This is a genomic window from Inquilinus sp. KBS0705, from assembly GCA_005938025.2.
Classification (GTDB): domain Bacteria; phylum Bacteroidota; class Bacteroidia; order Sphingobacteriales; family Sphingobacteriaceae; genus Mucilaginibacter.
On sequence record VCCI02000001.1, the window covers coordinates 644430 to 659638 of the forward strand.

The 15209-nt window shown below is 41.9% G+C and carries 15 protein-coding genes; 8 read left to right on the forward strand and 7 right to left on the reverse strand.

Going from position 1 to position 15209, the window contains the following annotated elements:
• Positions 1–17 precede the first annotated feature (17 nt).
• Both FFF34_002975 and FFF34_002980 read right to left on the reverse strand, forming a co-directional pair.
• Complete coding sequence (locus tag FFF34_002975) at positions 18–326, reverse strand: rhodanese-like domain-containing protein (protein TSD66381.1); 309 nt, start codon at positions 324–326, stop codon at positions 18–20.
• A complete protein-coding gene (locus FFF34_002980; GenBank protein TSD66382.1) occupies positions 313–1104 on the reverse strand; it encodes a PASTA domain-containing protein in 792 nt (263 codons plus the stop codon). The genes FFF34_002975 and FFF34_002980 overlap by 14 nt, the downstream gene beginning before the upstream one ends.
• Positions 1105–1299: 195 nt before the next feature.
• Between FFF34_002980 and FFF34_002985 the strand changes: the two genes are divergently transcribed.
• The 4 genes from FFF34_002985 (at position 1300) to FFF34_003000 (ending at position 5233) form a co-directional block, all read left to right on the forward strand.
• A complete protein-coding gene (locus FFF34_002985; GenBank protein TSD67945.1) occupies positions 1300–2277 on the forward strand; it encodes a D-alanine--D-alanine ligase in 978 nt (325 codons plus the stop codon).
• A gap of 266 nt (positions 2278–2543) precedes the next feature.
• Positions 2544–3446 carry a helix-turn-helix domain-containing protein gene (locus tag FFF34_002990; protein TSD66383.1) on the forward strand — a complete coding sequence of 301 codons (903 nt, stop codon included), beginning with the start codon at positions 2544–2546 and terminating at the stop codon, positions 3444–3446.
• An 81-nt stretch (positions 3447–3527) separates the two neighbouring features.
• Entirely contained in the window at positions 3528–4367 is an 840-nt protein-coding gene (locus FFF34_002995) for an SDR family NAD(P)-dependent oxidoreductase (GenBank protein TSD66384.1), read from the forward strand.
• 29 nt (positions 4368–4396) lie between these two features.
• The gene (locus FFF34_003000) at positions 4397–5233 is read left to right on the forward strand and encodes an SDR family oxidoreductase (protein ID TSD66385.1); all 837 of its coding nucleotides are present in this window, start codon (positions 4397–4399) and stop codon (positions 5231–5233) included.
• A 1-nt stretch (position 5234) separates the two neighbouring features.
• Here FFF34_003000 and FFF34_003005 read toward each other — a convergent pair whose 3' ends face one another.
• Genes FFF34_003005 through FFF34_003015 form a run of 3 tightly spaced genes read right to left on the reverse strand, consistent with a single transcriptional unit; the run spans position 5235 to position 8491 of the window.
• The gene (locus FFF34_003005) at positions 5235–7538 is read right to left on the reverse strand and encodes a Bacterial alpha-L-rhamnosidase (GenBank protein ID TSD66386.1); all 2304 of its coding nucleotides are present in this window, start codon (positions 7536–7538) and stop codon (positions 5235–5237) included.
• Positions 7539–8072 (reverse strand): DUF4375 domain-containing protein, encoded by a 534-nt coding sequence (locus FFF34_003010; GenBank protein ID TSD66387.1) that lies wholly within the window; start codon positions 8070–8072, stop codon positions 7539–7541. It abuts the gene before it with no gap.
• Positions 8069–8491, reverse strand: coding sequence for an acyl-CoA thioesterase (locus tag FFF34_003015; GenBank protein TSD66388.1), 423 nt, complete (start codon positions 8489–8491; stop codon positions 8069–8071). Before FFF34_003015 ends, FFF34_003010 begins: the two co-directional genes overlap by 4 nt.
• A 133-nt stretch (positions 8492–8624) precedes the next feature.
• Between FFF34_003015 and FFF34_003020 the strand changes: the two genes are divergently transcribed.
• The 4 genes from FFF34_003020 to FFF34_003035 all read left to right on the forward strand — a co-directional run bounded on the left by FFF34_003020 (position 8625) and on the right by FFF34_003035 (position 13573).
• Complete coding sequence (locus FFF34_003020; GenBank protein TSD66389.1) at positions 8625–10427, forward strand: M61 family metallopeptidase; 1803 nt, start codon at positions 8625–8627, stop codon at positions 10425–10427.
• A 178-nt stretch (positions 10428–10605) separates the two neighbouring features.
• Entirely contained in the window at positions 10606–10884 is a 279-nt protein-coding gene (rpsO, locus tag FFF34_003025; GenBank protein ID TSD66390.1) for a 30S ribosomal protein S15, read from the forward strand.
• A gap of 128 nt (positions 10885–11012) precedes the next feature.
• A complete protein-coding gene (pnp, locus tag FFF34_003030; protein ID TSD66391.1) occupies positions 11013–13148 on the forward strand; it encodes a polyribonucleotide nucleotidyltransferase in 2136 nt (711 codons plus the stop codon).
• A 155-nt stretch (positions 13149–13303) separates the two neighbouring features.
• On the forward strand, positions 13304–13573 hold the full coding sequence (locus tag FFF34_003035; protein ID TSD66392.1) for a hypothetical protein: 270 nt from the start codon (positions 13304–13306) through the stop codon (positions 13571–13573).
• Between the two features lie 21 nt (positions 13574–13594).
• Here FFF34_003035 and FFF34_003040 read toward each other — a convergent pair whose 3' ends face one another.
• Both FFF34_003040 and FFF34_003045 read right to left on the reverse strand, forming a co-directional pair.
• Positions 13595–14230: a uridine kinase gene (locus FFF34_003040; GenBank protein TSD66393.1), complete on the reverse strand. Its 636-nt coding sequence runs from the start codon at positions 14228–14230 to the stop codon at positions 13595–13597.
• A complete protein-coding gene (locus FFF34_003045; protein TSD66394.1) occupies positions 14223–15197 on the reverse strand; it encodes a LysM peptidoglycan-binding domain-containing protein in 975 nt (324 codons plus the stop codon). Before FFF34_003045 ends, FFF34_003040 begins: the two co-directional genes overlap by 8 nt.
• Positions 15198–15209 lie beyond the last annotated feature (12 nt).

Here is a 15209-nt window from a genome sequence, read left to right on the forward strand (position 1 = left end):
TATTAAGAGAGGATGTTTTAAAATTTACTGTTTACTTTTTGCAGGGCCATTAAACCACCTTTAAGGTTCACAACGTTTTTATAACCGCTTTGTGTTAAAATGTCGAGCGATGTAAGGCTGCGTATGCCTGCCCTGCAAATAACGATGATCTCGTCGGTTTTGTTGTAAGTAATGCTTGTTATGCTTTCTTTTAGTTTGGGCAGGGGTATGTTTAAGCCGCCTATATTAAACGTATGGTATTCAATAACTTCCCTTACATCCAGCAGGTTTAGCTTTTCGCCGTTTTGTATGCGTTGCTGCAATTCGGCTGCATTAATTTGGTTCATTTGTTGCCTTGCCTTGTGATACCGTTAAATTAATGCGGGTGCCTATGCTGGTTTTGCTTAACGAGTCGGACCGCATGGGCGATTGCGACACCACCACTACATTGGTCGAGTCGGTTATATTGCCTTCGTAAGTTATGGTACCAATTGTTAAACCGGCACCCTTAATGGCAAACTTAGCCGCATCCAGGTCAAGGTTGATCAGTTCTGGTACATCAACCTCGCTGGCACCCTCGCCGTTACCCAAAACAAGGTCCAGCCTTGAGCCTTTTGGTATTTTGGTGCCCGGCTTAATAATTTGCCCGTTGTAGCGCACTTCCAATACACGGTCGCGCGCAATGTCCGATCGGTAAGTAGTATCACCCACTTTTAAACCATAGTTAGATAGGGTAGCTACCGCTTCGCGGAAAATACTTTGCTCTGTTATCAGATCCGGTAACGATACATTTGGTGCTAACTGGGTAACCATGGTTAAGTATATGGTACGGCCTTCCTTAACATTTGTACCGGCATCAGGGTCTTGCTCTACTATGGTGCCTGGTGTTTGGTCGGGTACGTAAACGCTGTCTATTTTTACATTAAAGCCCTGGTCTTTCAACAATTCCATTGCCCTGTCAACATTAAGTCCCTTAAGTTTTGGTACAGGTATGCCCGAACCATGGCGGGTATAATAATTTAAACTAAAAAAAGCGATCATTACTACAGCAATAATGGTTGCTGTAACCATTAATATAGTATTGCGGAAGTATTTGGATTTTAAATATGCCCAAAAATTACTCATGTGTATCTGTACGGAATTTAAGTTCAAACATAGCTAATAATTTCGGATTTCGGATTTTCAATTTTGGATTCAGGGCCGCGTTTTGCAAGTAATATACATTTGGATTAGCTTATTTTTCAAATAAAAGATACTTTAGGGCACTCGGAAGTAATTAGCAATAAAGCATCCGGATTTTGTAATAAAACCACCATGAAAATGATAAACGTAGCCCTTTTAGCCGGTGGATTTTCCGGCGAATATGAAGTATCTATCAACAGCGCTAAAAATATAGCCGCCAATTTAGATACCGCCAAATACAAGGTTTTTACCATATTGATAAACCGCGACGCATGGGTTTACGAAGGCGGCAACGAAACCATAGCCGTTGATAAAAATGATTTTAGCTTAACGCTTAATGGCGAAAAAATAAAGTTTGATTTCGCGTTTATTACTGTACATGGTACACCCGGCGAGGATGGTAAGTTGCAGGGGTATTTTGATATGATGGGCATACCCTACAACACTTGCGATGCCACCACATCGGCCATTACTATGAATAAGGCCTACACCAAAGCCATTGTTAACGGCATACATGGCTTACATACCGCCCGCTCTATACAATTACATAATCACGATGTGCACGATACGGCAACCATAGCCGCTAATTTAAAGTTCCCGCTGTTTATTAAGCCAAATAACGGGGGCAGCAGTGTGGGCATGAGCAAGGTGCAAAATGTAGCAGGCTTGCAGGAAGCAATTGAAAAAGCTTTTCATGAAGACAGCCAGATACTGATAGAGGAATTTATAAAAGGCCGCGAGTTTAGTATAGGCATTGCCCGCCTGGATGGTAAGATAACCGTACTGCCGGCAACCGAAATATTTACCACCAAAGAGTTTTTTGATTACGAAGCCAAATACACTGCAGGCGTATCAGAAGAGGTTACCCCCGCCGATCTGCCTGAAGAAAAGAACCACGAGATAGCCCAAATAGTTACCCAGGTTTACCAGCGCTTAAATTGCCGGGGCATGGTTAGGGTAGATTTTATTTTACTGGAAGGTACGCAGGAGTTTTATTTTATCGAGATCAATACCACACCGGGCCAATCGGCCGCCAGCCTTATACCGCAACAGGTACGTGCCAGGGGATTGAACCTAATGGAGTTTTATGGAAAGCTGATAGAAGGAGGGATGTAAAACCTGCGGGATTTTGGATCTTAATTTTCAAGGCAAACACATTTGCATTTTACGGTTAGGCACCGGCCCGTCCGGGCGGACGGCAGCGGACTAAAGAAAAAGCTTTTTTTATTGCGATTAAATTTTATATTAGTGAGTGCCGGGCAGCGAAAAAAACGAAAATATCCCGCTATGCGGAACAAAAAAAAGGAATAATTTACAGCTGAAAGTGGAAAGGAAAAGATACGCATTTGTAACTTTTGGTTTGAATTGTGTAACTTTGTGCCATGGCAGTTACAGAAACACTTGAAGATTTTTATAAATACAAACTAAACTGGCTACCCGAAAATTTGAGCCAGGACGTAGGTCACTTTAATGTTTTCAGGCTGGAAGACTGTTACTGGCCCGGTGCCAAACCGGTGAAGTATACCCGTCGGGATTTTTACAAAATAAGCTTAACCCGCGGTAAAAACATTATCCATTATGCAGATAAGAGTTTGGAGACCGATGGCCCTACCTTGCTGTTTTTTAACCCCAACGTACCCTATACCATCGAGCATTTAGACGATAACCACAGCGGGTACTTTTGCATTTTCAAGGAATCTTTTTTTACAGAGATGCTGCGCAATAATATACACGACCTGCCTATGTTTATGCCCGGCGGTAAACCATCGTATGTGCTTAATGCGCAGCAGGATACTTATGTTGACGGTGTATTTGATAAAATGCTTCAGGAAATCAATTCGGAATACAGGTTTAAGTACGACCTGATACGTAACTATGTTACCGAACTGATACACTACGCCTTAAAAATACAACCTACCGAGAATTTATACCAGCACCCTGATGCCAATTCGCGCATTACGGCCATATTTACCGAGTTGCTGGAGCGTCAGTTCCCTATCGAGTCGCCGTCACAGCGCTTTAGCCTGCGCTCGGCTAAAGATTTTGCCGATCAGTTATCGGTACATGTAAACCACCTTAATAGGGCCATACGCCAAACCACAGGCAAAACTACTACAGCCCACATTTTTGAACGCCTCACCAGCGAAGCCAAGGTATTACTAAGGCATACCAACTGGAACGTTGCCGAAATAAGCTATAGCCTGGGCTTTGAAGAGCCTGCCCATTTTAACAACTTTTTTAAAAAGCAAACCAGTACTACGCCGTCCTCTTTCAGAATTGTTTGAATTTTGTAAGTATTGGTTTGAATGATGTAATGCTACGGGCCTTTGCAGCCATACCTTTGTTTTATCAAAAACAACAGACATATGGAAAGCAAAAAAACGTGGTTTATTACAGGTGCCTCAAAAGGTTTCGGGCTTAGCCTGGTAAAACAATTACTGGCAGCAGGCGAGCGTGTTGCTGCAACATCCAGAAACCTTAAATCGCTTAAAAACGCTGTTAATAATATATCCGACAACTTTTTACCCCTTGAAGTTGACCTGGCTGATGAAGATAGCGTAGGCTGTGCCCTGCATTCCACTAAAAAAGCCTTTGGCCGTATAGATGTAGTTATTAATAATGCCGGTTATGGCATTGGCGGCAGTATTGAAGAACTTACCGACCGCGAAACGCGGGATAATTTTGATATTAATGTATTTGGCACCTTAAACGTTATACGTAATGTAATGCCTTATATGCGTAAACAGCAATCGGGCCATATCATTAATATTTCTTCTATAGCCGGTATAGCCCCTGGCATTGGTTGGGCAGTATATGCAGCTACAAAATTTTCAATAGTAGGGTTAACAGAGGTGTTGGCCGAAGACGTAAAAGAGTTTGGTGTTAAGGTTACCGTTGTGGCCCCAGGCGCATTCCGTACCAGTTTTTTGACACCAGAATCGCTTACCATTGCTGCCGGCACCATAACCGGATACAGCGCAGTAAGTGCATCGCATAACCGTTACCTGCAAATGGACGGCAGACAGGCCGGAGACCCCGAAAAAGCTGCTGCAGCTATTATAGATGTAGCTTATCAGGAAAACCCACCCCTTTACCTTTTACTAGGCGATGATGCCTATGACAGGGCCATGGCCAAATTAGCCCGCCTGGAAAAAGAAATTAAAGTAAATGAAGCTATAACCCGATCAATGAGTTACAGCGCATAACTAATATTAACCTTACAAAAACAAATAAAATGAACACACAAAAAGTATGGTTTGTTACCGGTGCCTCAAAAGGCCTGGGATTGACCTTAGTAAAACAACTATTAAAAAAAGGCTACCAGGTAGCAGCAACATCACGTAACGTTACCGACCTTAATAACGCCATAGGCGCAGCAGATAATTTTTTACCGCTTGCTGTAAATATTAAAGACGAAGGTAGTGTAGCCGAAGCCATTTATCAAGCCATTGCCCGCTTTGGCAAAATAGATGTAGTGGTAAACAATGCCGGCTATGGTATACTGGGTAGCCTTGAAGAATTAAGTGACAGCGAAGCTCGCGAGAACTTTAATGTAAATGTATTCGGGTCGTTAAATGTAATAAGGGCGGTAATGCCTCATCTGCGTGCACAAAAATCGGGGCATATATTTAATATATCATCTATTGGCGGCTTTACAGGTAATTTCCCCGGCTTCGGTATCTATTGCGCCACCAAATTTGCGGTAGATGGTTTTACGGAATCTTTAGCTGCCGAAGCAGCAGCTTTTGGTATAAAAGCTACCGTTGTTTCGCCCGGATATTTCCGTACCAACTTCCTTAATCCTGATGCATTGGCTGTTCCTGAAAACGAGATTCAGGATTATAAGGATGTGCGTGCTATACAAGCGGCCCACCAGAATGATATAAATGGCACCCAGCAGGGCGACCCAGAAAAAGGCGTAGCTGTAATTATTGAGGCGGCCGAAGCGCCAACAGCGCCGCTGCATTTATTTTTAGGGCAAGATGCCTACGACCTGGCCTATCAAAAAATAGATATGGTGAAAAAAGATATGGAAGATTGGAAAACAGTGGCGACTGCTACAGCATTTTAATTTAACCGGCTTTGAATAACCAATTACCTGCATCTACACAAAACATAATATGGCCAGGGCCTGCACTTGTGCAGGCTTTTGTTATTTTTGACGGAATGTAAGCCCCATCCTTCCATATCAATATACCATTTAGTGTAATATTATGGTATCCTTTATTGGGTATGCCTATTGTAGCTGTAGTGCCCGTCGGCACTTCGGCATTTAGTGTAAAAATACTATTGCCCGCTATAAAGCTGCTTTTTATTTTACCCGCTACCGAGGCTATAGTAGCCTCAGCCCGGGTAATATCGCCTGGCTGCGGTATAATTTGAAAAGTTTTATACCCCGGTGTTAAAGGGCTGATACCGCACAGGTATTGCGATAATATAGTTAAGCCACCGCCACTCCACGCGTGGTTTACTGTACCACCGCCAAAGCCCTCTTTGCCAATTCCCCAGCCTTCAAACAAGGTGGTAAAATTTGGATTATTTACCATAGGGCCAAAACGTTTTTTATGCCGTGCTAAAGCATCCGCCTCGTAACCCATTTGAAACATCGCCTCAAATACATATTTTTCCATGTAGGGGCTGGCATGTTCTTCTGTTTTAAAAACGTTTAACAATGCAGGGAATTTATCCTTATCTGCCAGGCCTGCCACTACAGCAAGGGCTTGCGCACGGTCATCTGTTTTATCCATATAGGCCGAATCGCGGTAGGCTGTGCCGTTCCAAAATTGGTTATTAAACGCCGGCTTAAATCTGTCCATTATTGCAGCATATTTGGCAGCATCGTCTGTTTTACCTAACTCAATAGCCATGTTATGCATCCCTTTTGCGGCCATGTAATACCAGCAATTAAACAATACTAGCAGGTCGCGGTTATCGCCCCAGTCGCCCCACGTCCAACCCACTTTGCGGAAAATAATGGTGCCCTGGTCGTTAATTTTCCAGCTATCCAGATAGCGTTTTGTGCCGTCGTATAGGTCGGCTATGGTTTGTTTATCGCCGGTATGCAGGTAATAATTCCAAAGGCCATATACACCAATACTTGCTGCTACCTGGTCGGGCAGTTCGCGGTCCCAACTACCCGAGGGTACAGGGGCATATAAACTGCTATCGGGCCTTTGCCAGTTAATCAGCTCGTGCAACCATTTTTTGGTTAGGGCATGGCTGGATACCGATAAGGCATAAAACCCTTCGCCCGATTCGTTGGTGGCATCACCTGTCCATTGCGCGCGTTCGCGGTCGGGGCAATCCATGTAGCAATCGCGCATGGTGATATAAAGCGTACGCTGCGATTTTTGCCATAGCTTATTAAAAAATGCATCGCTGCTGTTAAAGCTCCCTGCTAATTCGGTGTCATAACCCGTTTCGCGGTATTTAAGGGCGAGTACTTTTACTCCTTTAGGTATAATGTAATAAACCTTTTGGCCATTTAGCCAACCCAAACTTTCATATTCCTGACGACCAGTTTTGGTTATATATTCGCCACGTAGGTTAGGTTCGCCGCCATCGTTAAACAAGTAATTATCTGTGCAAATGACTATTTTTTGACCAGCGGCGGCATCAACCTTTAAATAGGGTGTTATTTGAGCATTATAGGGCATTTGAGCTATAACCGTATCGGCAGTAGCTGATGAGGATATGCGAATATTGGTATAGTTTTTTAGCCCATAATTTTTAAACAATGGAATAGGGCGCAACACCAGTTTATTCCACGGCGAAACGCCTGCGCTGCCTAATTCAACAGCGTTTGGCATTTTGCCTTTGTAAATACTGCTTCGCCAATTGCCTATGCCGGCACGTGCATCATACAATATATTTGATTCGGAAAGGCGGTAATTAGGCAGGGGCAGGCCGGCAATTTGATAGGCTTTAAGCAAAGTACATTGCCATGTTTTATCGCTTGTTATATGTATGTCGTTTGCATGGCAATCAAACAATAAACCTGCTTTGCCACTGCTTTTATGCGAAAAGCCATCCTTGCCAAAATACCAAAGTAGTACAGCTATTGTATTTTTACCCGGCTTTAAGTATTTGGCAATATCTACAGTATCGTAATAAGTATCATTTGGCGTTGGCCCGCGTTTAAGGCCCCCTTCAAAAATTACTGTTTTACCGTTTATATATAACCAGTATTTGCTATCGGCAGCTATGTTGGCAAAGGCATGGGCAGGTACACTTTTAATATTTACACCTTTACGAAAAACCAGCCAGGTGTTGCTACTATCCTTACCGGCAGAAGACGCTATCCATTTCGCATCCCATTTTTGGGCAGATACGAACAAAGGGAAAAGATAAAAAAGAGCTGATAATAATTTCTTCACTTAGGTTGGTATTAAAGTCACAAATTCCCCAGGATTAGCCCTTGCATACCGTTCAATTAAAAGCATTGTGTTATCATGTATATCATAATATTTATTATCCAATGCTTCAAAACTAATTAATTCATAAAGTGGAGTTGGATTATTAATTGAAATCTGCCTGCTAAATAAATCATCGTTAGTTATGTATTCATCATCTGCTTTATTAATAAGCTCAATAAGTTTTTGATCTCCTACTAAAATCAGGCCCTCTTTAATAACATTTAAATAGCGGCGGTAATTGTTGAAATAAAATTGGACAAAACCACCATTTGTTACAGCGCCATCTAAATACCAAAAAAAGTAAAGTGCCTTTTGTCCAGGTGATAATCTTGTTGCAAGTTCTTTCTCATGATCATCTGATTCGGCAATATTTAAAGGTTCTAATAGCGCCCATCCTAATTCCCAGTCGTGAAGCGCATCAAAATCAGCTTTTTTTAAATGGGGTCTTAAATGATTTCCTGCATCAAAAACATTATATTTTTCCATTATAGTCATATCTGGTAATGTTCAATCACATCATCGGGCACTTTGGCACCTTTGCCGGTAGCCATATCAATCATTACGTAATCAAAATAGCCGTCGCAGCATACTTTGTTGGTAGCTTTGTTGGTTAGGGTAAAAGCTACCCTGCAACCTTTATCGTTAATGGTTTCAATACCTGTTTTTACTATAAAGTAATCGCCCATTGCTAATGCGCGCTTATAATCTACATGTGCAGTGCGCACTACCCAGCCAAAACCGCGCTCCATAAATTTTTCCATAGCCATGCCATAACAGCGCTCCATTTGGTCGTAACGGGCGGCCAGCACATAATCAAAATATTTGCTGTTGTGGACATGCTGGAACATATCTATGTCGTCAGGCCTTACACGTAGTTCAGTTTCAAAGGTGGAGTATTGGGTAGGAGTATTCATGGTTGTAAAGGTTGTAAAAGTTTTAAACGTTTAAAAACTAATTGAGTTTATTGATACTAATCGCAAATCTGTTACCTGTCAGTAATACAATATATTCCTGTTTTGCTTATCTTCGACCAAACCCATAATCGCAATGAACACGTTAAAAAAACTCCTGCTGCTGGTTTGTTTGCTTATAAATGCCACCGCTTTTGCCCAGCAAAAGCCGGTAAATATGCAATACAGCGTAAGTATGGAAAAAGCCGCCGATCATCTTTACCATGTAGAGCTTACCAGCACCGCACCGGGCAAAACGCTCGATTTTAAAATGTGTGTATGGACACCCGGTTATTACCAACTGATAGATTTTGCGGGCGCTGTACAAAATTTTACCGTAACCGATAGTAAGGGTACAGCCCTAAAGTACGAGAACCCATCAAAAAGCGTTTGGCGGGTTTATAATACCAGCGGCGGGCCGGTTAAAATAGCTTACGATGTTAAAGCTGTAGTACCCTTTGTCGGTAATGTTTATTTAGATGAAACCCGTGGCTACATTACCCCCGGCGGTTTATTTATGTATTTGGATGAGGAGTTGCGCCACCCGGTTACCATACAAATGACACCCTACAGTAAATGGAGCAAATTAGTTGCTACAGGTTTAGATACCATACCCGGTAAATACCATGTATATAAGGCTGATGATTTTGATGTGTTGTACGATAGTCCGTTTTTAATGGGCGAACTGGAAGTATTGCCACCATTTAAGGTGCAGAACAAACCACACGATTTTATTGGCTACAAACTGCCCGCATTTGACAGGCAGGGTTTTATGGATGACCTTAAAAAGATAGTAGAAACAGGCAGCGGAATTATTGGCGATATCCCTTATACCCATTATGCTTTTTTATCAATTGGTGCAGGTGGCGGCGGTATCGAGCATTTAAACTCATCGTCGTTAAGTTTTAGCGGTGGCGAGGGCTTTAATACGCCGGATGCCCGTAAAAAACTTTACAACTTTATAGCGCACGAATACTTTCATCATTATAATGTTAAACGCATAAGGCCTGTAGAGCTCGGTCCCTTTGATTATTCGAAAGAGAATCATACCAATATGCTTTGGGTGAGCGAAGGCTTTACGGTTTACTACGAATACCTCATCACACGTAGGGCCGGTATTATGTCGCCCGAGGACATGTTTGGCGATTTGCAGACCAACCTGCGCAATTACGAAAACAAACCGGGGCACCTGTATCAATCGGCAACGCAAGCCAGCTATTATACCTGGGGTGATGGGCCAAATGGGCGTGTTAACGAAGACTTTAACAAAACCATATCATATTATGATAAAGGCCCTATACTGGGTTTAATGCTTGATTTTAACATACGCCACGCCACAAAAAACAAAAAATCGTTAGATGATGTGATGCGCCTGCTTTACTATAAATATTACAAGCAGCTAAAACGCGGCTTTACCGAGGAAGAATTCAGGAGCGAATGCGAAAAGATGGCCGGCACACCAATGCCCGAGCTGTTTGAGTATGCATCAACCGTTAAGCCACCAAACTACCCTAAATACTTTGCCTATGGCGGACTTAATATTGATACCAACACTATAGTTACCTCTACCGTTTGGGATGGATTGAATGTAAGGCAGCAAAAAGACACATTACGTATTAACACGGTAGATTACCAATCGCCGGCATGGGATGCTGGAGTGCGCGGCCGTACCAAAATTTTAACTATTAACGGTGCGCCTGCAAGCAGAGATGTACTTTACAAAACTTACGAAACCAGCAAAGCAGGCAATACCATAACCCTTGGTTTGGAAAAGGACGGCGTTAAAAAGGATGTGACCATAACCCTTACCGAAAAACGCGAGAAAAATTATAAAATAACCCCTATGGCCAATATGGATGCGCTGCAGGCGGATATTTACAAGAGTTGGATAGGGAAGTAGGTATTGTTGAGTGGTTGATTAGGTGATTATTGATTATTTTATCAATTAACCTTTCACTTAATTAACCACTCACTACTCAACTTAATATAACCTAATCAACTCTTGCATATATGCAAGGCTAACCGTATCTTTGCGCCACAATTAATCAAATTATTCACGCTTTAGTATTATTCACGTAATGTATTTAAGTAAAGAAGCAAAGGCAGAGATCTTTGCAAAACACGGTAAAAGCGCAACCGATACCGGTTCAACCGAAGCACAGGTAGCGTTATTTACTACACGTATCGCACATTTAACCGGTCACCTGAAAAAAAACAAACACGATTTTTCAACCCAGTTATCTCTGCAAAAATTAGTAGGTAAACGCCGCGGATTGCTGGCTTACCTGTTTAAAAAAGACATTGAAAGATATCGTGCTATCATCAAAGCTTTACAGCTTAGGGATATTATCAAATAACTTTTCTTATTTTTTTATAAAAAGCCGTCCTCATATTTGGATGGCTTTTTTACTTTTGAAACAAATATACACACACATAAAAACCGCTGCGCTCCGAAAGATGAAAAGCGCAACACAAACAAAACAAGATGAGTTTAAATGTAATTAAAAAGGTTATTGATTTAGGTGACGGCCGCACCATTGAGATCGAAACCGGTAAACTGGCCAAACAAGCCGATGGCTCGGTAGTAATTAAAATGGGTGATACCATGTTATTAGCTACTGTAGTATCATCACCGGAAGCAAAAGAAGGGGTTGATTTTTTACCTCTTTCTGTAGACTACCAAGAAAAATACGCTGCCACTGGTCGTATACCAGGTGGTTTTTTACGCCGCGAGGCACGTTTGTCAGACTATGAGGTTTTAATCTCTCGTTTGGTTGACCGTGCATTACGCCCAATGTTCCCGGAAGATTATCATGCTGATACACAAGTAATGATCTCTTTAATATCTGCAGACAAAGATATTATGCCTGATTGCCTTGCCGGTTTGGCAGCATCTGCAGCTTTATCTGTATCTGATATCCCTTTTAACGGTCCTATATCTGAAGTACGTGTAGCAAAAGTTAACGGCGAATTGGTTATTAACCCAACCTTAAGCCAATTGCAAAACGCAACATTAGAGTTTATTGTTGCCGGTAGCGAGCATGATATAAACATGGTTGAAGGCGAAGCTGCTGAAATTGCAGAAGCCGAGTTAGTTGAAGCTATTAAATTTGCACATAACGCTATTAAAATTCAATGCTTAATTCAAAAGGAATTAACTGTTGAAGTTGGTAAAACACAAAAACGTGTTTACAGCCACGAGCATAGCAACGAAGACCTTAAAAAAGCCATCTACGAAGCTACTTACCAGCAAGTATATGATATTGCGTCTTCAGCATCGGCAAAAGACGAGCGCTCTGCTAAATTCAAAGAAGTTAGGGATGCTTACATTGCTACCTTAGGCGAAATTGATGATATTACTAAAGGCCTTGCCAAAAAATATTATCACGATGTAGAGTACGATGCTATACGTAACCTTGTATTAGACGAAGGCAAACGTTTAGATGGCCGTACTACTAAACAAATACGCCCTATATGGAGCGAGATAGGTTATTTGCCATCCGCACACGGTTCGGCAGTATTTACACGTGGCGAAACCCAATCATTAACTACGGTTACCTTAGGTGCTAAGGATGATGAGCAGATGATTGATGGTGCTTTTATTAACGGCTACCAAAAATTCCTGTTACACTACAATTTCCCTGGCTTTTCAACCGGTGAGGTTCGCCCTAACAGGGGTGCAGGCCGTCGCGAAATTGGCCATGGTAACTTAGCAATGCGCTCGTTAAAACGCGTATTACCTGCCGAAGACCAAAACCCGTACACCATACGTATAGTATCTGATATCCTTGAATCAAACGGTTCATCGTCAATGGCTACGGTTTGTGCCGGTACATTGGCTTTGATGGATGCCGGTATCAAAATCACCAACCCGGTATCTGGTATCGCGATGGGTTTGATCACCAACGAAATGGGTACCAAATATGCTATCCTTTCGGATATATTAGGCGATGAAGATCACCTGGGCGATATGGACTTTAAAGTAACCGGTACCAAAAATGGTATAGTTGCTGTGCAAATGGACCTTAAAATAAATGGCTTATCGTACGAGGTGTTGACCAACGCGTTAGACCAGGCAAAAGAAGGCCGTTTACACATACTGGGCGAAATGGCTAAAACCATTACCGCACCACGCGAAGATTACAAACCACATGCCCCGCGCATTGTGATGATAAAAATTGACAAAGAGTTTATTGGTGCCGTAATAGGGCCCGGTGGTAAAATTATTCAGGAAATGCAACGCGAAACTGGCGCAACCATTTCTATCGAAGAAAAAGACAACCAGGGCATTGTACAGGTATTTGCCGATAACAAGGCAGCTATTGATGCCGCTTTAAGCCGTATACGTGCTATTGCTTCTAAACCGGAAGTTGGCGAAATATACGAGGGTAAAGTAAAATCGATAATGCCGTTTGGTGCTTTTGTTGAAATTATGCCGGGTAAAGATGGCTTACTGCACATATCAGAAATTGATCACCGCAGAATTGAGACCATGGATGGTATATTTAACGTTGGCGACGAAGTGCGTGTTAAATTGCTTGATGTTGATAAGCAAGGTAAATTAAAGCTTTCGCGCAAAGTTTTATTGCCACGCCCTGAGCAAAACAAACCAGCCGAATAATAACAGTATAATAAAATAGCAAAACCCTCTAAAAAGAGGGTTTTGCTATTTTAAATAAAATTTAAAAAAAATTAAAACAAAACAAACCCCTGGTGGTTTATGTTTGTTAATTATAGTTATAACGGGGAAATGTAAGGCTGATCCTTTTGAAACAGATGACTTTTAGTACTAATGATCCTTTAGATTTTCTCAATAATTCTCAAGGTATACCGGCTGGAGAACAAACCGACCTTATACAGCAGCTATTGTACGAAATTATACGGGTAAAAGAATTAATAGCTTATTACGATTCCATCCCAAATGGGGCAGGCCAACTTGGCTCTTCTATTTTAACCGAACTGGTTAACGAAGCCTATAATTCATTAGTAAACTACGATACTGTTTTAATGAAAAAGTATTACGACTTGTTGCTTAACTGCGATTAAAGTTGTTTAGCTAATCCTTAGCTAGCTTAATACCTTCTCTCTTAATTCTCTTGAAATTTCTTCGGTTACTGCAACAATATCGTCGGCAACATGGCTGTTGTTCACTATTACTTTATCGCACTGGTTTTTATAAGGCAGTAAATACTCTTTATAAGCCGGTACAACATGGTTTACCCATTTATAGTATGCATCATCGTGAGAGTAACCACGTTCTGCCAGGTCGCGTTTAAGTCGGCGCTGCAAGGCTATAACTTCATCGGCATCAATAAAAATTTTCATGTCCAATTCGTCAGATATTTTTTTAAAGTGCAAAATAAACAAGCCTTCTACTATAATAATGGGCGCGGGTTTTATCTCCAGTATTTTTGGGACAATACTGGGATTGTTAAAAGTATATTCGGTTTTGGTGAACGATTGGTAGCTAAGCAGTTTATTTATGTCCTGCTCAAAGTGGTCATGATCTATAGTTGAGGGCAGATCAAAGTTATACTCCTTGTTCTCTTCTTTGGTCATGTTATGCGCTACCGGAAAATAGTAATCATCCTGAGATACCAGGCAAACCTCGTCCGGGCTAAAATGATCTAAAAATCGTTTCAAAAAAAAGGTCTTGCCCGATCCGCTCCCACCGGCAATACCAACCACATAAGGTCTATTCATTAGGTGTACCGTAGCTTATGTTTACATGAAAACGTTTATCAAGCGCGCCTAATGCCTCGGCTACATTTTTGGTCATCACAATAATAACATCCTTTGTCGATTCATTATCGGTAAAACGGCCAACAACTTTGGCAAATGTAGTGCGGTTATTCATGGGGTTAGTAATACGCATTACCGTACCAATTGGCGCGGTGCGGTGCAGTATTAATTTTTTATTTGGGTCAAGGCTGGTGTCATCTATCCAGGTAGCTGCGCCTTTTTCATTTTTTTCGAACAAGCCATATTTATTGGTGCCAGGGCGATGATTGGCCAGGCTGTCTGCCGCAACATAGGTCGAGTCGCGTTTCATGGTATCAACACGCGCATCCACTACAGGCGGTGGTGGTGGCGGTGTGGCCCCGTTAGGTACCTTTAGCACCTGGCCGGGCGATAAACCTGTTGAGTTTAATTTATTAATTGTAGTTAATGTGCCAACTGTAGTGTTAAAACGCCGGGCTATCGAATATAATGTTTCGCCAGCGGCTACTTTATAATCCTGGGTGGTTACGGTAGTATCTGCCGATTGTGGTTTAGCTATAGTAGTTTTTACCGGCTGTTGTGTAACAACAGCTTGTGTTACCGGTTGTTGTGTGGCTGGTTTGGCCTGCGGTTGCTCGGCCGGCTTAGTAACAGTCGCAACAGGGGCAGGTGCAGTGGGCACGGTTTCAACAATAGAACGATCGGTTGGTACTTTTATAATGTGCCCAATTTGCAGGCTGGCATTGTTGTTAAAATCTTGTATGGCTTTAGGTTTTACACCATAGCGCCTGCCTATGGAGTAGTAATTATCTTTTGGGTCCAGTTTATGCAAAATAACTTTTTTACCGTTTAGGTTCTCAATACCTACCGAATCGGGCATCGCGTTAGCAAATACAGAAACTGAAAGGGTAATGAGGCTAAAGATTAACAGTACGAATTTTAATTTCATAATAAATTATTA